This is a genomic window from Ruminococcus sporogenes (assembly GCF_054655175.1).
In genome coordinates this window covers 602,925-620,858 of record NZ_BAAHOA010000002.1, presented here as the reverse complement: position 1 = coordinate 620,858, position 17,934 = coordinate 602,925, and the positions used below count along the sequence as shown (strand labels likewise).

The following is a 17,934-nucleotide window of genomic DNA, read 5'->3' as shown; positions in this document are numbered from 1 at the left end:
AGAAAATACAAAGGGTGGTATTATGTATTATAAGAGTACAAGAAACAGTGATGTCAGAGTTGACAGTGCAACGGCCATAACTCAGGGAATCTCCGCAGACGGCGGTTTGTTTGTTCCCGAATCGGTTCCGAAATTAACTCTTGACGAGATCAAATATCTTGCCGGTTTGAATTACTCATGCAGAGCGGCTTATATATTTAAAAAATATTTGACTGATTTTACAGACGCGGAAATTCAGTATTGTACAGACAGCGCATACAGTACAAAAAATTTTGAAACGGAAAGTATTGCGGAAATTTCTCAGCTTTTCGACGGAACATATATGATTGAGCTTTGGCATGGTCCAACCTGTGCATTCAAGGATATGGCGCTCCAGATTCTTCCGTATTTTTTAACTACTTCTGCAAAGAAAATAAATATAGATAAAAAAATAATAATTCTTGTGGCGACTTCAGGAGATACAGGTAAGGCAGCCCTTGAAGGATTTAAGGATGTTGAAGGTACGCAGATACTTGTCTTTTATCCGGAAGACGGAGTAAGTCCTATGCAGAAACGTCAGATGACGACGCAGGAAGGATCGAATGTGGGCGTATGCGCCGTAAAAGGCAATTTTGACGACTGCCAAAACGGTGTTAAGTCCATATTTACAGATGCGGAAATCAAAGAGAAAATGAACGCTGCGGGACTTATGTTTTCAAGCGCCAATTCCATAAACTGGGGGAGATTGGTGCCTCAGATAGTTTATTATATTTCATCATATGCTTCGTTGGCTGAATGCGGTGAAATCTCTCTTGGTGATAAGATCAATATTGTGGTGCCTACAGGTAATTTCGGAAATATTCTCGCCGCTTACTATGCAAAGCTGATGGGCTTGCCGGTAAATAAGCTTATTTGCGCGTCAAATATTAATAAAGTGTTAACGGATTTTATTGAAACAGGTATTTATGACAGAAACAGGAAATTTTATGCTACCTGCTCTCCGTCTATGGATATTCTTATATCAAGCAATCTTGAAAGGCTACTTTACATTCTGACCGGACAGAATGACGCCCAGATTAGGGAATGGTTTGGAAGTCTTGCTTCGACCGGCAGATATGAAGTAAACGATGAAGTAAAGAACGTACTGAGAGAAGAATTCTTTGCCGGTTATTGCGACGACGATCAGACAAAGAAAACCATAAGGGAAATTTATGAAAAATATTCATATACGTGCGATACTCATACGGCCGTAGCCGTTAAGGTATATGAGGATTATAAAAATAAAACGGGGGATATGACAAAAACACTGATTGCGTCAACGGCAAGTCCTTATAAATTCAGTTCAAGTGTACTGGAGGCAATTGAAGGCAGTAATTCAGAGCTTGACGAATATGAAATGGTAGATAGGCTGGCTGAGCTTTCAAAGCTTCCGATACCGTCTTCGCTGGCAGAATTGAAGAATAAGGAAAGAATATTCAAGGATTCGATCGGAAAAGCTGAAATGAACGATTATGTATTGAAGGATTTCGGTATTATCTGATGTCATTGTTTGTGATAGGCGATCTTCATCTTGCACTCAGCGATAAATCAAAACCTATGGATATATTTAAAGGCTGGGAAAATTATATGCAGCTTCTGGAGGAAAACTGGGAAAAAAATATTTCTCCGGAAGATACGATAGTTTTAGCCGGAGATATTTCTTGGGCAATGAACATAAAGAATGCGTATGATGATTTTTACTGGATAAATAATATGCCCGGAAGAAAGATAATTCTAAAAGGTAATCATGATTACTGGTGGGGATCAAGAAAAAAAATGGAGGATACGTTTTCTCAATGGGGATTTGATTCTTTGTTTATTCTGCATAATAATCACTTTCAATATGAGAAATTTGGCATATGCGGTACAAGAGGTTGGGTCAATATGCCCGGAGAAGCAGCGGATTCAAAGGTTTTAGCAAGAGAATCCGCCAGACTCAAAACTTCGATAGAATCTGCTTTAAAATACGGACTTGAGCCTCTTGTGTTTATGCATTATCCGCCTATATACGGAAACGGCTATAACTATGATATTCTTGACGTTTTATATAAATTTAATATAAAATCATGCTGGTATGGTCATCTGCACGGTTCTGCCATAAGAAATTCAATTAACGGAGAGCGCGATGGAATTGATTTTAAGTTGATTTCAGGTGATTATTTACAATTTTGTCCACTAAAAATAATGTAATTTTATATAAAGTGTAGAAGTAGAAATTTAGTGTAGAAAAATTTAATGGCTTATGTTATAATGATAAAGGTATGCACTTATAAATAAATTGGAGGATATAAAAAATGAGTTTGAAGTCATCAACTAAGGTTGACGTAAATACACAGGAATTGATTTTTACAGTAGACGGGGAAACCTTTGCCGCTGCGATAGATAAGGTTTTTCAGCGTCAGAAGAAAAATATACAGGTTCCGGGATTCAGAAAAGGTAAGGCTACAAAAAAGCTTATTGAAAAATATTACGGTGAAGGAGTATTTTTTGAAGACGCAATCAATTCCCTGATAAATGATGAAATGCCGGACGCAATCAGAGAATCTGAATTGGTTTTAGTTGATACGCCGAAGATTGAAGTTGTTTCTGCCGATACTGAAAACGGTGTTGAATACAAGGCAATTTGTATTCTTAAGCCTGAGGTGACAGTACCGGAATATAAAGGATTAAAAGCTCCGAAAAATGTCAAGGATATAACTGAGGATGATATTAAGGCTCAGATAGAACAGATACGTCAGAGAAACGCAAGGATTGTATCGGTTGACGACAGGCCTGCCCAAAAGGATGACGAGGTTATAATAGACTTTGAAGGATTTATGGATGGAGTTGCTTTTGACGGCGGCAAGGCTGATGAATTTCCGCTGAAACTTGGCAGCGGTCAGTTTATTCCGGGATTTGAAGAACAGATAATCGGTCATTCAATTGGTGATGAATTTGAAATAAACGTTACATTCCCTGAAGAGTATCAGATGGATGAATACGCAGGAAAGCCGGCTTTATTTAAGGTCAAGCTGAATGGCATAAATACAACGGAGCTGCCGGAGATTGATGATGATTTAATTAAGGATACGACTGAATTTGACACTATAGAAGACTGGAAAAAGGATATTAAGGAAAAAATGGAGACTCAGTCGGAAGCGACTGCGGCAGCTCAGTTTGAAAACCATTTAATGCAGAAGCTTATAGATACAGCCGAGGGAGTTATTCCGAAATGTATGTTTGATAAAAGAGTCGACCAGCTTATAAGCGAGTTTGAGAGAAATCTTAAACAGCAGAATATGAGTGTTGAAATATATCTTCAGTATACCGGAATGGATATGGACTCCTTTAGAGAAACTTTCCAGGAAAGAGCTGAAAATGAAGTAAAGCTCAGACTTGCTCTTGAAAAAATTGCTGATCTTGAAAATCTTATTCCGACAGAAGATGAAATAAACGACGGACTGAAAGAGATTGCCGAATTTAATAAAATCACAGTTGAAGATATAAAACATAGAATTGATATGGACGCTTACATTACCGATCTTAAGGCTGTCAAGGCTGTTAATTTTGTCAAGGATAACGCTGTTATTGACAATACTATAGTTGAGGAAAAGGAATCTGAAGAAGCTTCTGAGGATTAATTTTATTGTATAAAAAGCGTGCTGTCCTTCGGGGCAGCCGCCTTTGTTAATAGAGAAATTTTAAAAGGCGAGTTGCCGGAAAAGGGAGAATAAATATGAGTTTAGTACCTTATGTTGTAGAACAGACAAGCCGCGGAGAACGTTCATACGATATCTTTTCAAGATTGCTGAACGACAGGATCATTATGCTTTCAGAGGAGGTAAACGATACAACGGCAAGTCTTGTAGTAGCGCAGCTTTTGTATCTTGAGAGCCAGGATCCTGAAAAGGATATAAGCCTTTATATTAACAGTCCCGGCGGTTCGGTAAGCGCTGGATTTGCAATTTATGACACTATGAAATACATTAAATGCGATGTATCGACAATCTGTATCGGTCTTGCCGCTTCCATGGGAGCATTTTTGCTCTCATCAGGCGCAAAAGGAAAAAGACTCGCGCTGCCGAATGCAGAAATAATGATTCATCAGCCACTTATATCAGGCGGATTACAGGGCCAGGCAACTGATATAAAGATAAGAACTGATAATCTCTTGAAAACCAAGGAAAGATTGAACAGGATTTTAAGTGAGAATACCGGAAAAACCTATGATGAAATATGCCTTGATACGGAAAGAGATAATTTTATGACTGCTGATGAAGCGCAGGCTTACGGTCTTGTAGATAAAGTTATAAGTAAAAGATGATTTTTTAGGAGGACTTTATGCCTGATAAACCAATTAAATTTTGTAATTTCTGCGGAAAGAGCGAGGATAAGGTTCAGAGTATTTTTACAGCGGGGACGTCAAATATATGCGATGAATGCGTAGTTTACTGCTATGAGCTTTTGATGGGGCCTCTTGCTAAGGTTAAGCCAAGCGAAAAGTCAAATGACGGCAAGAAAAATCCGTCGGACGGTATGGAGCTTAATCTTCTTACACCGGCTGAAATAAAGGCCGTATTAGACGAATATGTCGTAGGGCAGGACAAGGCCAAAATTACGCTTGCAGTTTCTGTTTATAATCATTATAAGAGAATTTTAAGTCAGGAGGACGGGGAAGAGGTAGAAATTCAAAAGAGCAACGTACTTCTTTTAGGACCTACCGGTGTAGGAAAGACTTTTCTTGCTTCTACTCTTGCTAAAATTCTTGATGTTCCGTTTGCTATTGCAGACGCTACAACAATCACTGAGGCCGGATATGTGGGAGATGACGTTGAAAATGTTCTTCTTCGTCTTATTCAGGCTGCTGATTTTAATATTGAAGCTGCTGAACGCGGTATAATCTATATTGATGAAATTGATAAAATAGCGAGAAAATCTGAAAATACTTCTTTAACCCGTGATGTAAGCGGAGAAGGCGTGCAGCAGGCGCTTTTGAAAATAATTGAGGGTACTGTTTCTAACGTTCCGCCTCAGGGGGGCAGAAAGCATCCTAATCAGGAGTTTATACAGATTAATACTAAAAATATTCTCTTTATTTGCGGCGGAGCCTTTGACGGTCTTGAAAAATCTATTTTGAAGCGTGTAAATTCTTCGGCGATAGGATTCGGAGCCGAGGTTTCTTCTAAAAAGGAAATATCAAAAAACATTTTTCATAAGGTTATACCGCAGGATCTTGTTAAGTTCGGTATTGTGCCGGAACTTGTAGGACGTTTGCCGGTAATAACTGTTTTAGATGAACTGGATGAAGAAGCTCTTGTCAGAATATTGACCGAACCTAAGAACGCACTGTTAAGGCAATATAAAAAGCTGTTTGATTATGATGATATTGAGCTTATCGTTGAACCGGACGCCTTAAAGGAGATAGCAAAGAAGGCTATTTCACAAAAAACAGGTGCAAGAGGCCTTCGAGCTATAATAGAGGGTGTGTTGATGCAGTCTATGTTTGAAGCTCCGTCAGATCCCGATATAACTACTGTTACGGTTACTTCTAAATCAATAACAGACGGCGAGAAGCCAATATTCGGTTCTAAAAAAAATAAGACGGTTTTATAATAAAAAACGACGAGTTTAACTCGTCGTTTTTTGTTATTAATTAGACAGCCAATTATACATACCTGCATATTGATCTGCGGAATAATTCCAAGAAAAATCAGATTTCATTGCTCGTATAATAATTTCCTGCCATTTTTCATTTTGAGTAAAGTAAATTGTTTTTGCATAGTTTATAACATTGAGCATATCGTATGAATCATAATTTCCGAATGAGAAACCATTTCCGCTGTTTTCATATTCGTTATAAGGCGATACGGTATCCTTTAATCCGCCGGTTTCCCTTACAATAGGAATTGTACCGTAACGTAGAGCAATAAGCTGCGTCAGACCGCAGGGCTCGAATCTGGACGGAACAAGCATAGCGTCTGCGGCAGCATAAAGCTTGTGTGCGCGCTGCTCAGAAAAGAAGATATTTGCAGAAACTCTGTCAGGATACTTCCACTGAAAGTGCTTAAAAAGGTTTTCATATCTTGGCTCGCCTGTTCCGATAACAACCAACTGCGTGTTTTCATCAAGAATCTGTTCGATTACTCGATTTACAAGATCAAGACCTTTTTGATCGGTAAGCCTCGATATAATTCCTATCATAAATTTGTTTGAATCCTGTGGCAGACCTAATTCTTCCTGAAGTTTGAGCTTATTTTCAGTCTTTTTATCCTTGACGTCATCTGAATTATACGAAACGTATATGTCGTTATCATTTTCCGGATTATATATATTATAATCAATTCCGTTTAAAATACCTCTTAGTTGAAGATGTCGTGCACGAAGCAGCCCGTCTAAGCCTTCTCCAAAATATGGAGTCTGAATTTCCCTAGCATATGTGTCGCTTACAGTGGTTATATAATCGGCATATACAAGCCCGCCCTTAAGCATATTTGCGTCCTTTTTATATTCAAGTTTATCGGGCGTAAAGACGCTGTTGGGAAGATTAGTAAACTTTTTAAAGGTTTTAATATCCCATATACCCTGAAACTTTAAATTATGAATTGTCATAATAGTTTTTGTTCCCCAATAAAACGGGTTATCCTTGTAAAGAGTTTTCAAAAAAACTGGTATCATGCCTGTCTGCCAATCGTGACAGTGAATAATATCAGGCTTGAAATCAATTACCGGCATTATGGCTAATACGGATTTTGAGAAAAAGATAAATCTTTCAATGTCATAAAGCGTGGATAAATAAGGCTTGTCAGTTTTGAAATAATCCTCATTATCAACGAAATAGTATGTAATACCTTCGTATTCATACTTCATAATGCCAACGTGAGGAGCAAAATTAAGCTGTCCCATATCCATATAAAAATGGTGAACATATTGGAATTTACTGCGGTATTCCCACGGAATACAGGTATAGCTGGGCAAAATTACTCTGACGTCAAATTCCTCCTTATTAAGCGCTTTGGGGAGAGCGCCTACGACATCGGCGAGCCCGCCTGTTTTCATAAAAGGAACACATTCTGAAGCGGCAAATAAAATTTTTTTCATAGGAATTATCCTCCTTAAATCACAATAGCTATATACTTATTATAATCGCAAATTATTTAACAGTCAATAGATTATCAAAAAATAAAAGGTAAAATTATGGAATTTTGTGCAAAATCAACTAAAATCCCCTTTGAGTTTTTCTCAGAGGGGATTTTTTCTATTCTACTGTAGTATTTCTGAAAATCGCTATATATCCAGGTTTATTTTCAACGGTTTCGTAAATTGGATTATTTAGATAATCATCAACTGAAAAATCATCCGACGATATTCTTAAATCCAAGACGATATATTCAACTTCGTCTCTATGATTTGTTGATTCAAACTCGTAAACCTCGCGGTGGTCATAAAGCGAGGCCACTAAAAATGTTGTCGCCGCTACCGACGAATCATCGGGAACAAGCTCAAGCGCGTCGTCAATTATATCAATTGCACCGCTGTTTTTGTCAGTTTTGTAGCTTTCGTAACCGCTTGTTCTATAATATGTATTGCACATAAACATAAATATCGAAGAGGTTGCTGCAACGGCAAGAACCTTACATCTGAAACCGGGTTTCATATCTTGATAATTCAGTATCATGAGATAGAATAGAAACGCTGCGCTTCCGTAAGTATACTGGAAATTAATATTATGCTGATATGTATAATCCGACATGAGATTAAGGAGAATAAACGGTATAAGTAATATTATCCTCGACGGCTTTTTTATCATAAGCGGCATAAATGCTAATGGAACAAGCATCTGAAGAATGAACTTTATTTTTTCTTCATCAAACGCTTCATGGACAGTGTAAATAGGATTAAGTATAACTGCCTTAATGACGGTGAATAAACTTCCGCTGCCGTCATAAATGAAATTATCGTATCTGTATGACATAGTACCCAACCCGTATTTTGACATAAAATATGAAACTGTTATGAAGTATATAATTGATAAAACGAATACCAAGGCGCCTTTTGATATATTTCGTCTTGATACTATAAAATACAGTCCCAGAACAGCCGCATAAACCGGAGCGTCTTCTTTGACGGCCAGAAGGAGCAACGTGAAGATTACGGAAGGTATCCATTTGTTTTTTTCAAGCGCAAATGCAAGCCAGAGAATGAGAGGAGTTAAAAATTTATTTTCGTGCAGAAAGAAAAAGCAGCCGTTTGCCATTGAAGGAAGAAGTACATAGCATAGTGAAAATAAGATAACGGCGGCGTTAGATAGCTTATGTCTTTTGCAGATCAGGTATAGGGGTATAAGACCGCTTGCTATTATTGCAGCTTGTCCCATAAGCAGAGTGACTGGTGACGGAAAAATAAAGAAAAATGGGAGCAGCAAATAATATATAGGAGAAAAATGAACGGCAAAATGACTTAAAAGTCCGTCGCGTTCGCATGTGGTGAGCGGCTGAAGTGTTTCTTTCATGTAATTAAACATTTGCGAAAATATGCCGAAATCATAGCATGGAGCCCAGTGCTGCAAATATTTGAAAGATGTCAGCAGACCGGTAAATAATGTAAATAAAATTCCGAGAATAGCAATTATAGCAATAGTAGGTAATTTCTTTAATTTAAATCGTAACCAGTCTCCGACGCAGTAAACAGTAACCGCCCCCATTATTATACAGGCGCCAATTGAAAAATAGAATTTGTTGTCTTGTATAATAGCGGCGGATCCGTATATCGTGGTTGACGCCATTAAAAGAATTTTATCAAGCTTATGTTTATTAATAAACGTCAATATTATGAAAACGGCAACTATAACCAAAATATAAACTAACATTTTAATATTATTGAAAAATTCAAATGTATTGAATTTATATTCTGAAGTTATTAATTCAAATCCGGCGACAATAATCCATGCGGTGAGTAAGCGTAAAATGGTATTTTCATAACCTAATTTATAGAATTTATCTTTTATAGTAAACCAAAAGCGCTGACGGGGTGAATTAGCTTCCGTTTGATCGCTTATTTCAGATGCAATATTATTATTTTCAGATACGGAGATATCATCTGAAATATTATTAGCATTGTTTTCCATTGGATATTCCTTTCAAGAAGTTATTTTTATTGACTCTATTTTTATTATTGTAGCATAGTTATATAAAAAATGTCAAGAGTTTTGACAACTTATAAATTATGTGTTATAATCATTCCTAAGCTGAAAAAAGCGTTCAGCTTAAATTTTATGAAACGGAGATTATAATATGGCAGGCAATACATATGTTAATATTACGCCGGAGGGCAAAACGGTCAAAAAAATAGTTATAACTGTGGTAATTGTTTTAGCGGTTATTATTCTTGGCTTTAGCAGTTTTGCTATAGTATCGCCCGGGCATACGGGAGTTGTGGTTACCTTAGGTAAAGTATCGGATAAGGTTCTCGAAGAAGGAATACATTTTAAGCTTCCTTTTGTTTCGAGCGTTGAACAGATAGATAACAGAGTCTTGAAAACAGAGGTAGAATCAAATGCTGCGTCCAAGGATCTTCAGACTATTTCATCAAAGGTTTCAATTAACTATCGTGTCAATAAAGCCTCCTCGGCCGAAATATATAAAAACGTCGGTTCAGACTTTACAAATGTAATTGTTAATCCGGCTATTCAGGAATGTGTCAAATCAATAGCTGCGAAATATACTGCTGAGCAGCTAATTACAAACCGTGCGGTTGTGTCAACCGAAATGGAAGAATCTATTTCCCAGAAAATAAATCCTTACGGATTATCAATCGAAGTTTTCAATATTGTGAATTTTGATTTTTCTGAGGAATTCAACAAAGCGATAGAGGCAAAGCAAACCGCTCAGCAGGCTGCACTTAAAGCAGAACAGGATCTTGCAAGAATTAAGGTAGAAGCTGAGCAGACGGTTGAAAAAGCAAAAGCTGAAGCGGAAGCGTATAAGCTTAAAAATGAACAGATAACTGATAAGGTTATCATGATGGAATTTATTGATAAATGGGACGGAGAACTTCCTAAGGTCGCTTCTGATGCCGGAGCGCTATTTGATGTCGGATCATTTTTAGGAACGACAGACGTAACGAATGCGGAAACCGCAGGCCCTGCTGAAGATTCAGAATAATAAAAGGCGCTTCATTTAAGAAGCGCTTTTTTACGGTTCTATTATTATTTTTCCCGCATCCGCGTCTACTACAGCAAGTTTTCCGGAAAAATTGCGTATATCTTCATTAATATCCGTAATTCCGGGAATATTCATCGCCCTGGCAAGTATGGCGGAATGTGAATGCCGATTTCCATGATACGAAACTGCCGCTGAAATAATATCGCTGTCAAGTTCAATAATTTCGCTTGGTGTAAGTATGTACTTATACAATACGATGTTTTTTCTCTTGAAGAAATTTACATCGGGCAGATTTAATAATATTCTTATTACTCTGCCGGATAAATCTATTATATCTGCCGTGCGGGCCTGCATATATTCATCATTTGTTGATCTGAGAAGTGAAATATGCTTAGAGGCGACGATTGACACCGCATACTGCGCTGAAACTGCATGGTTTACAATCAGATTCCTGATGGCCTGAGTGAAGCTCTGATCGTGAATCATCATCTGCTGAATAACAAATATCTTAGCGTTTGCTTCGCTTACTTTATTAAGAGCTCTTTCATAAATGGATTGAAGCTGATTCATTGCGTCAGCTCTTGCCTTCTGAAATCTTTCAAGCTCCTGATCAATGTTATGAACTTTAGTTTTAGGTATATTGTAATGATTGCCGTCAATAAAGACAAGATGTCCGGAGCCTTTACCGTGGCTGACGCTTTTTCCTTCCACTATATGCATAAAAATTACCATGCCTTTGAACAATATTGGATAGGTATGCTTGCGATACCATTATAATACAGTTTAACTGTTTTGTCAACATTTTTTTATGACTGTTGGTCAATTGTTAAATTTGACTATTGACAATATTTCACATGGGGGGTATAATATACTTCGTACAATAACTTCGCTTAAAAAAGGCTGATAATGGAAAAGATAAACAATGATTTTTTGTCAACAATAATTTTATACGATTAAAATAAACAGTTTCAGGAGGAAAAAATTGGAAAGGGAGCAATTTATCCGGGATTTAAAGCATATCCTAATAAAATCTGCATTTCTGGATATTTCCGCATATCTGATTTCTGTTTTTTTTATAGGATTTACTTTCTCAATGGCAGCCGGACTTTTTCTCGGAACAGCCGGAATGACTGTAAATCTGATCCTGCTTAACAGGTCTATCAGAAACATAGTAAAAAGCGGAGGGCGCAAAGCACAGTCAAGAATGTTCGAAGGGTATCTGATCCGGCTCTTAGTTGTCGGGGCAGTTATCGCGGCCGCTGTGCATATACCGTTTGTTAATACGGCCGGTGCGGTTATTCCGTTTTTTTACCCTCAGCTTGTTTTTGCGGGGAATGTATTATTGAGGAAAGGGGAAAAGACTGAATGAAGGTGTCTGATTTTTTTCAGGGTTCAAAGGGAATTGAAATAGGCGGGCCTAAAATTGCTTTTTCTTTTGACGTTTTCGGCGTACGCATAAACATAACTGAAACTATTATAATTAGCTGGGCAATTTTAATCGGTTTGACGCTTCTTGTATTGTTTTTAACTCATAATATGAAAAAAAAACCTGAAAAGAAACGGCAGGTCATAGCTGAATTCCTGGTTGAAACAGTAGATAACCTGGTAAAGAATACAATGGGTGAAAAATTCAAGGCTTTTGCGCCTTATATTGCCGCGTTGTTTGCATCGTCTATATTCGGAAGTCTTGTAAGCTTGACCGGACTAAGGTCTGTAACAGCCGATTACAGTACGACGCTTACGTGGGCCTTGATGAGCTTTGTTATGATACAGGCTGCAAAAATAAAGTCTAACGGTATCGGCGGCTATTTGAAATCGTTTATTAATCCGCTTAATATTATAAGCGAAGTTTCAACTCCGGTTTCCATGTCGTTCCGACATTTCGGAAATATTGCCGGCGGTATGATAATTTCAAGTCTTATTTATTTTGCTCTTACCGGACTTTCAACGGCGATCGGACTTGCTGTTCCGATTTTTACAGTCGGTATTCCTGCGGTATTATCGCTGTATTTTGATTTGTTTTCCGGTTTTATGCAGGCGTTTATATTTATAATGCTGACGATGTGCTTTATAGAAAGCGCAAGCTCTGAGCAGTAAAGTTTTTAAATTTGCAAAAATGCCGTTAAACGGCAGTTTTAAACCTCGCTCCGTGAGGCAATTAAAATATTTTATACGGAGAGAAATGGAGTTTGTTATGGAAAATGCAAGAGCATTAGTTTTAGCAGCGTCCGCTATCGGCGCTGGTTTGGCGATGATCGCAGGTGTAGGTCCTGGTATAGGCGAGGGTTATGCAGTAGGTAAAGCATGCGAGGCTATCGGCAGACAGCCGGAATCCTCAGGCGCGGTAACAAGAACTATGCTTCTTGGCTGTGCAATTGCCGAATCAACAGGTATTTATGCGTTTGTAGTAGCTTTGATTTTAATGTTTATTAATCCGTTTATTGGAAAGCTTTAAGCTAAAAAATACATTGAATCCGGAGGAGTACAAATGCTGGAATTTTTATCTATTGATATCGGCACGATAATTTTTACTTTATGTAATCTTCTGATATTATATCTTATTTTCAAGCATTTTCTTTTTGGAAGAGTTCATAAGATCCTTGATGAACGTCAGAATGATGTGGCGGAAACATACAACAAGGCCGATGAATCGCTGGAGCACGCAAAGTCGCTTGAATCGGAGTATTCAAGTCTTATGGAAAGCGCTAAAGAGGAGTCGGCTGAGATTATAAGAAATGCTTCAAAAAAAGCTCAGCGTCGTTCTGAAGAGATAATTACGGACGCTAAAAAGGAAGCCGGAATTATTCTTTCAAGGGCTGACGAAGATATCGAAAGAGAAAAGAAACGCGCCCGCAGCGAGCTTAAAGGTGAAATTTCCGAGCTTGCCGTGATGGTTGCGCAAAAGGTAGTTGAAAAAGAAATAAGCGAAGCGGATCATGACAGATTTATCAATGATTTTATTGAAAATGTGGGTGATCTGAAATGACGGGCGATATAGGAAAGGTCTATTCGCAGGCATTATTTGAAATTGCTCTCGAAAGCGGCTGCTTAGATGAGATAAACAGCGAAATGGGACAATGCAGGACAGTATTCGAGGAAAACCCTGAGCTTATTAAACTGCTTGCGTCGCCTGTAATTACCTTCGGAGAAAAGGCGGAGGTTATAAGTAAAATTTTCGGTAAAGACGGAATAATCAGGGATTTTATCTGCGTTGTTACCCAAAAGGGAAGAATTTCATATTTTTCTGAAATCGCGGAAGAATTTACAGGAAAATACAACGAGCATAACAATATTGTCAAAATGACGGCTATAACCAGTGTTGCGCTAAAATCTGAACAGAGAGAAAAACTTATTGGAAAGCTTGAAGAAAAATCGGGTAAAAAGGTTATTCTGTCAGAAAAAATTGATCCCTCGATTCTCGGAGGTATTATAGTAGAATATGATAATTCACGTATAGACAACAGCGTTAAGGGAAAATTAGAGGCTGTGGCAAAGCAGCTTAAACAATAAGATTAAAGAAGGTGTATGAATGAATTTACGCCCGGATGAAATAACAGGTATAATAAAAGAGCAAATTAAGAATTACAGCTCTAAAATAGAACTTCAGGATGTAGGAACGGTAGTAACTGTCGGCGACGGTATTGCTACTGTTCACGGTCTTGAAAAATGCATGTCCGGCGAATTGCTTGAATTTGAAGGCGGTATTTACGGCATGGCGCTTAATCTGGAACAGGATTTTGTAGGAGCCGTTATGCTGGGATCAGACGCCGAAATAAAAGAAGGCGATTCTGTAAAAAGAACAAACAGGATTGTATCCGTGCCTGTAGGCGAAGAAATGCTTGGGAGAGTTGTAAATGCTCTTGGTCAGCCGATCGACGGCAAGGGACAGATTCTTACGGACAAGACCGAGCCAATTGAAAAAATTGCTCCCGGAATTATTACAAGAAAGTCAGTTCATAAACCGCTTCAGACAGGTATAAAGGCGATTGATTCAATGATTCCTATTGGAAGAGGACAGAGAGAGCTGATTATCGGTGACAGACAGACGGGTAAGACTGCAATAGCTCTTGATACAATTATCAATCAGAAAGATCAGGACGTAATCTGTATTTACGTAGCAATAGGACAGAAACGTTCTACCGTTGCCAACGTTGTGGAAACTCTTGAAAAAGCGGGCGCTATGAGATATACGGTCGTTGTTTCGGCTACTGCTTCGGAGCTTGCTCCTCTGCAATATATCGCGCCTTATTCCGGATGCGCTATTGGTGAATATTTTTTGAATCAGGGCAGAGATGTTCTATGTATTTATGACGATTTATCAAAGCATGCTGTTGCATACAGAACCTTATCGCTGCTGCTTAAACGTCCGCCGGGCCGTGAAGCATACCCGGGAGATGTTTTTTATCTCCATTCAAGACTACTTGAGAGAGCATGCAGTCTTAATGAAAACTACGGCGGCGGAAGTCTTACTGCTTTGCCTATTATTGAAACACAGGCGGGAGATGTTTCCGCATATATTCCGACAAATGTTATTTCAATAACCGATGGACAGATATTCCTTGAAACTGATTTGTTTAATTCAGGGGTAAGACCGGCTGTAAATCCGGGCATTTCAGTTTCTCGAGTTGGAAGCGCGGCGCAGATAAAGGCTATGAAAAAGGTTTCTTCATCTCTGAAGCTGACATATTCACAATACCGTGAACTCCAGTCCTTTTCGCAGTTCGGCTCTGACCTGGACGCTGACACAAAGGAAAGACTCGCAAAGGGCGAAAGAGTTGTAGAAGTATTAAAGCAGGACAGAAACTCTCCGCTGTCAGTAGAACATCAGGTTATAATTATCTATGCGGTTGTAAATAATTATTTGAAGAATATACCTGTAAAGCTGATTGGTGAATTTCAGTCGGATCTATTTGAATATATTGATAATTCTTATCCGGATATCGTTAAATCTATTAAGGAAACACGGGACCTGACTGCTGATAATGAATCTGCGCTTAAAGATGTTCTTTCTGATTTTTCAGCAAAATTTATGGCTGATAAGTCATAAGCGATCGAAAGGTGAGAATATATGGCTTCATCAAATATGAAAGACATCAAGCGCCGTATTAAAAGCGTTGAGAGCACTAGACAGATAACGAAGGCAATGGAGCTTGTCGCGTCTTCGAAGCTGAGGAAGGCTAAGGAAAAGGCTGATAACTCAAAGCCGTTTTTTAAAACGCTTTATGAAACGATGTGCGAGATTGTATCGTCTGATAATACTTTTAATTCGATTTATACGAGAAAACGTAAAAATAACGTTACCTTGCTTGTGGTCATAGGCGGAGACAGAGGCTTGGCCGGAGGCTTTAATGCGAATGTTCTTAATCTTGCACAGAAGAGATACGACGAGCTTAAAAATAAGGGAGAGGTGGTATTTCTCCCAATCGGAAGAAAAGCTGTCGAGTACTTTGAAAAGCGTAGTGTAAAAATCATGACGCGCTATGAAAATATCTCTGAAAGTCTTTCAATCTATGGCGCAATGAGTATTGCGGATAAAATTATTGATGTGTATAATAAGGATAAGATTGACAGGGTAGAATTATTTTTTACAGATTGTGTATCGCCGCTCTATCAGGAAGCCAAAAGAATGCCCCTAATTCCGCTCGATATAGAAGCGGACGTGGAATATAAGGGATTAACTAATTATGATCCGTCTCCTGAGGCAGTTTTTGATTCGCTGATACCTAAATATTTAGCCGGAGTCCTGTTCGGCGCTGTTGTTGATTCCTTTGCAGCTGAACAGGCTGCAAGGCGGACGGCAATGGAAAATGCTACTGATAATGCGGACGAGATGATTAACGATCTTTCATTAATGTATAATAGAGCGCGTCAGGCCGCCATTACTCAGGAAATAACTGAGATAGTAGGCGGTGCGAGCGTACAGGAATAGGTGCGCAAATAACGTTTATATACGGAGGAAATTATGCAGAATATCGGAAAAATCGTACAAATTATCGGTGCGGTAGTTGATATACGTTTTTCAAAGGATTGCCTTCCGAATCTTCTGAATGCTATTGAGGTTGACAATCAAGGAAAAAATCTTGTTTTAGAGGTCGCTCAGCATATAGGCGACGATATTGTTCGTTGTATTGCAATGAGCAGCACCGACGGACTTGTAAGAGGAATGGAAGCTGTTGACACAGGCTCGCCGATTAAAGTGCCGGTCGGAAAGGAAACGCTCGGAAGAATTTTTAATCTTCTTGGAGAACCGGTTGACGAGGGCGAGCCGGTTCAAACAAAGGAAAGATGGAGTATACACAGGGAGGCTCCGAGCTATGAAGAACAGACGGCTTCAAACGAAGTTTTAGAAACTGGAATTAAGGTTATAGATCTTATTGCACCGTATCTTAAGGGCGGTAAAATAGGTCTGTTCGGCGGCGCAGGAGTCGGTAAAACCGTTCTTATTCAGGAGCTTATAAACAATGTGGCTAATCAGCACGGAGGCATTTCTGTTTTTACAGGCGTCGGAGAGCGAACGAGGGAAGGTAATGATTTATATAATGAAATGAAGGAGAGCGGCGTTATAGATAAGACCGTACTTGTATACGGTCAGATGAACGAGCCTCCGGGAGCCAGAATGAGAGTCGGTCTTTCCGGTCTTACTATGGCGGAATATTTCCGTGATGTTGAGGGACAGGATGTTCTTCTTTTTATTGATAATATATTCAGATTTACACAGGCGGGTTCTGAGGTTTCAGCTCTTCTTGGACGTATGCCTTCGGCAGTCGGATATCAGCCGACTCTTGCAACAGAAATGGGCGCCCTGCAGGAGCGTATAACGTCTACTAGCAGGGGTTCTATTACTTCTGTTCAAGCGGTTTATGTTCCGGCGGACGATCTTACAGACCCGGCTCCTGCAACTACGTTTGCACATCTGGACGCTACAACGGTATTATCCAGACAAATTTCATCGCTTGGAATTTATCCGGCGGTTGATCCTCTTGAGAGTAATTCAAGGATTCTGTCGCCTGACATAGTGGGATATGAGCATTATGAAACGGCAAGGGCAGTTCAGACTATATTGCAGAGATATACAGAGCTTCAGGATATAATAGCTATTATGGGTATGGATGAGCTTTCTGATGACGATAAGCTTATTGTGAACCGGGCAAGAAAAATACAAAGATTTCTGTCTCAGCCGTTTACCGTAGCCGAACAGTTTACGGGCATGAAGGGGAAATATGTTCCTATAAAGGAAACCATAAGGGGATTTAAGGAAATAATCGAAGGAAAACACGACGATTTGCCTGAATCAGCATTTCTTTTTGTGGGAACAATTGACGAAGCGGTTGAAAAGGCTAAAAAAGGTGAAGACTGATGAAATCGTTCACATTAAAAATCATAACTCCGGAAAAGGTTTTTTTCGATGGTGAAACCGACCAGATAATCGTTAGAACTACCGAAGGAGATATAGGAGTACTTGCCGGTCATGAAAGCTATGTGGCTGATCTTCCTGCCGGACCTTTTAAAGTTAAAATAGACGGAAGTTTTAAAATTGCCGCAATTTCCGGCGGCGTGATAAAAATCTCAAAAGAAGCAACAACTATTTTAGCTATGGCTGCGGAATGGGCGGAGGAAATTGATCTTGACTGGGCTAAGCGCTCGCATGAGGACGCTCTTAAGCGTCTGAATGAAAGCAAGAGCGATTTTGAACAAAGACTTGCGGAGATGAAACTAAAACGCGCATTAAACAGAATTAATATTTCTCAAATGAAATAAAATAGGGGACGCTCTTTTC

The 17,934-nt window shown here is 38.9% G+C and carries 18 protein-coding genes; 15 read left to right on the top strand and 3 right to left on the bottom strand.

Translation table 11 applies throughout. The features are described 5' to 3' along the window. Positions 1-22 precede the first annotated feature (22 nt). The 5 genes from thrC (at position 23) to clpX (ending at position 5,610) form a co-directional block, all read left to right on the top strand. Entirely contained in the window at positions 23-1,519 is a 1,497-nt protein-coding gene (gene thrC, locus ACYQ0N_RS09505; protein WP_460162521.1) for a threonine synthase, read from the top strand. Then, a complete protein-coding gene (locus ACYQ0N_RS09500) occupies positions 1,519-2,208 on the top strand; it encodes a metallophosphoesterase (protein WP_177533397.1) in 690 nt (229 codons plus the stop codon). The genes thrC and ACYQ0N_RS09500 overlap by 1 nt, the downstream gene beginning before the upstream one ends. A gap of 104 nt (positions 2,209-2,312) precedes the next feature. Continuing rightward, on the top strand, positions 2,313-3,638 hold the full coding sequence (gene tig / locus ACYQ0N_RS09495; protein ID WP_177533398.1) for a trigger factor: 1,326 nt from the start codon (positions 2,313-2,315) through the stop codon (positions 3,636-3,638). Between the two features lie 95 nt (positions 3,639-3,733). Continuing rightward, positions 3,734-4,321 carry an ATP-dependent Clp endopeptidase proteolytic subunit ClpP gene (gene clpP / locus ACYQ0N_RS09490; protein ID WP_177533399.1) on the top strand — a complete coding sequence of 196 codons (588 nt, stop codon included), beginning with the start codon at positions 3,734-3,736 and terminating at the stop codon, positions 4,319-4,321. 17 nt (positions 4,322-4,338) lie between these two features. Beyond that, complete coding sequence (clpX, locus tag ACYQ0N_RS09485) at positions 4,339-5,610, top strand: ATP-dependent Clp protease ATP-binding subunit ClpX (RefSeq protein ID WP_177533400.1); 1,272 nt, start codon at positions 4,339-4,341, stop codon at positions 5,608-5,610. Between the two features lie 36 nt (positions 5,611-5,646). Here clpX and glgA read toward each other — a convergent pair whose 3' ends face one another. Both glgA and ACYQ0N_RS09475 read right to left on the bottom strand, forming a co-directional pair. Then, positions 5,647-7,095, bottom strand: a complete 1,449-nt coding sequence (gene glgA / locus ACYQ0N_RS09480; protein ID WP_177533401.1) for a glycogen synthase GlgA — start codon at positions 7,093-7,095, stop codon at positions 5,647-5,649. Between the two features lie 157 nt (positions 7,096-7,252). Continuing rightward, positions 7,253-9,121, bottom strand: a complete 1,869-nt coding sequence (locus tag ACYQ0N_RS09475) for a DUF2079 domain-containing protein (protein WP_460162520.1) — start codon at positions 9,119-9,121, stop codon at positions 7,253-7,255. Between the two features lie 166 nt (positions 9,122-9,287). Between ACYQ0N_RS09475 and ACYQ0N_RS09470 the strand changes: the two genes are divergently transcribed. Next, positions 9,288-10,157, top strand: coding sequence for a prohibitin family protein (locus ACYQ0N_RS09470; protein ID WP_177533403.1), 870 nt, complete (start codon positions 9,288-9,290; stop codon positions 10,155-10,157). A gap of 30 nt (positions 10,158-10,187) precedes the next feature. On the opposite strand, the gene ACYQ0N_RS09465 is transcribed toward ACYQ0N_RS09470, so the two are convergent. Next, the gene (locus ACYQ0N_RS09465; RefSeq protein WP_460162519.1) at positions 10,188-10,877 is read right to left on the bottom strand and encodes a phosphoenolpyruvate-utilizing N-terminal domain-containing protein; all 690 of its coding nucleotides are present in this window, start codon (positions 10,875-10,877) and stop codon (positions 10,188-10,190) included. A gap of 262 nt (positions 10,878-11,139) precedes the next feature. Between ACYQ0N_RS09465 and ACYQ0N_RS09460 the strand changes: the two genes are divergently transcribed. The 9 genes from ACYQ0N_RS09460 (at position 11,140) to atpC (ending at position 17,915) form a co-directional block, all read left to right on the top strand. After that, positions 11,140-11,526: an ATP synthase subunit I gene (locus ACYQ0N_RS09460; protein ID WP_460162518.1), complete on the top strand. Its 387-nt coding sequence runs from the start codon at positions 11,140-11,142 to the stop codon at positions 11,524-11,526. Continuing rightward, the gene (locus tag ACYQ0N_RS09455) at positions 11,523-12,254 is read left to right on the top strand and encodes a F0F1 ATP synthase subunit A (protein WP_177533406.1); all 732 of its coding nucleotides are present in this window, start codon (positions 11,523-11,525) and stop codon (positions 12,252-12,254) included. The genes ACYQ0N_RS09460 and ACYQ0N_RS09455 overlap by 4 nt, the downstream gene beginning before the upstream one ends. Positions 12,255-12,351: 97 nt before the next feature. Further along, positions 12,352-12,612 (top strand): ATP synthase F0 subunit C, encoded by a 261-nt coding sequence (gene atpE, locus ACYQ0N_RS09450; RefSeq protein ID WP_460162517.1) that lies wholly within the window; start codon positions 12,352-12,354, stop codon positions 12,610-12,612. Between the two features lie 33 nt (positions 12,613-12,645). Then, positions 12,646-13,143 carry a F0F1 ATP synthase subunit B gene (locus ACYQ0N_RS09445; RefSeq protein ID WP_177533408.1) on the top strand — a complete coding sequence of 166 codons (498 nt, stop codon included), beginning with the start codon at positions 12,646-12,648 and terminating at the stop codon, positions 13,141-13,143. Further along, positions 13,140-13,667 (top strand): ATP synthase F1 subunit delta, encoded by a 528-nt coding sequence (gene atpH / locus ACYQ0N_RS09440; RefSeq protein ID WP_177533409.1) that lies wholly within the window; start codon positions 13,140-13,142, stop codon positions 13,665-13,667. Before ACYQ0N_RS09445 ends, atpH begins: the two co-directional genes overlap by 4 nt. A 19-nt stretch (positions 13,668-13,686) precedes the next feature. Continuing rightward, a complete protein-coding gene (atpA, locus tag ACYQ0N_RS09435) occupies positions 13,687-15,204 on the top strand; it encodes a F0F1 ATP synthase subunit alpha (RefSeq protein WP_177533410.1) in 1,518 nt (505 codons plus the stop codon). Between the two features lie 21 nt (positions 15,205-15,225). After that, on the top strand, positions 15,226-16,086 hold the full coding sequence (gene atpG, locus ACYQ0N_RS09430; RefSeq protein WP_460162516.1) for an ATP synthase F1 subunit gamma: 861 nt from the start codon (positions 15,226-15,228) through the stop codon (positions 16,084-16,086). Positions 16,087-16,119: 33 nt separating this feature from the next. Beyond that, entirely contained in the window at positions 16,120-17,514 is a 1,395-nt protein-coding gene (gene atpD / locus ACYQ0N_RS09425; RefSeq protein ID WP_177533412.1) for a F0F1 ATP synthase subunit beta, read from the top strand. Continuing rightward, positions 17,514-17,915, top strand: a complete 402-nt coding sequence (gene atpC / locus ACYQ0N_RS09420) for an ATP synthase F1 subunit epsilon (protein WP_177533413.1) — start codon at positions 17,514-17,516, stop codon at positions 17,913-17,915. The genes atpD and atpC overlap by 1 nt, the downstream gene beginning before the upstream one ends. Positions 17,916-17,934: the final 19 nt, after the last annotated feature.

Bases quoted from the DNA above. Each gene is read 5' to 3' on its own strand.
- clpX (WP_177533400.1), top strand. From the start codon at position 4,339: ATGCCTGATAAACCAATTAAATTTTGTAATTTCTGCGGAAAGAGCGAG.
- ACYQ0N_RS09455 (WP_177533406.1), top strand. From the start codon at position 11,523: ATGAAGGTGTCTGATTTTTTTCAGGGTTCAAAGGGAATTGAAATAGGC.
- atpC (WP_177533413.1), top strand. From the start codon at position 17,514: ATGAAATCGTTCACATTAAAAATCATAACTCCGGAAAAGGTTTTTTTC.
- ACYQ0N_RS09470 (WP_177533403.1), top strand. From the start codon at position 9,288: ATGGCAGGCAATACATATGTTAATATTACGCCGGAGGGCAAAACGGTC.
- thrC (WP_460162521.1), top strand. From the start codon at position 23: ATGTATTATAAGAGTACAAGAAACAGTGATGTCAGAGTTGACAGTGCA.
- tig (WP_177533398.1), top strand. From the start codon at position 2,313: ATGAGTTTGAAGTCATCAACTAAGGTTGACGTAAATACACAGGAATTG.
- atpH (WP_177533409.1), top strand. From the start codon at position 13,140: ATGACGGGCGATATAGGAAAGGTCTATTCGCAGGCATTATTTGAAATT.
- glgA (WP_177533401.1), bottom strand. From the start codon at position 7,095: ATGAAAAAAATTTTATTTGCCGCTTCAGAATGTGTTCCTTTTATGAAA.
- ACYQ0N_RS09445 (WP_177533408.1), top strand. From the start codon at position 12,646: ATGCTGGAATTTTTATCTATTGATATCGGCACGATAATTTTTACTTTA.
- atpE (WP_460162517.1), top strand. From the start codon at position 12,352: ATGGAAAATGCAAGAGCATTAGTTTTAGCAGCGTCCGCTATCGGCGCT.
- ACYQ0N_RS09465 (WP_460162519.1), bottom strand. From the start codon at position 10,877: ATGCATATAGTGGAAGGAAAAAGCGTCAGCCACGGTAAAGGCTCCGGA.
- ACYQ0N_RS09500 (WP_177533397.1), top strand. From the start codon at position 1,519: ATGTCATTGTTTGTGATAGGCGATCTTCATCTTGCACTCAGCGATAAA.
- atpD (WP_177533412.1), top strand. From the start codon at position 16,120: ATGCAGAATATCGGAAAAATCGTACAAATTATCGGTGCGGTAGTTGAT.
- clpP (WP_177533399.1), top strand. From the start codon at position 3,734: ATGAGTTTAGTACCTTATGTTGTAGAACAGACAAGCCGCGGAGAACGT.
- ACYQ0N_RS09475 (WP_460162520.1), bottom strand. From the start codon at position 9,121: ATGGAAAACAATGCTAATAATATTTCAGATGATATCTCCGTATCTGAA.
- atpG (WP_460162516.1), top strand. From the start codon at position 15,226: ATGGCTTCATCAAATATGAAAGACATCAAGCGCCGTATTAAAAGCGTT.
- atpA (WP_177533410.1), top strand. From the start codon at position 13,687: ATGAATTTACGCCCGGATGAAATAACAGGTATAATAAAAGAGCAAATT.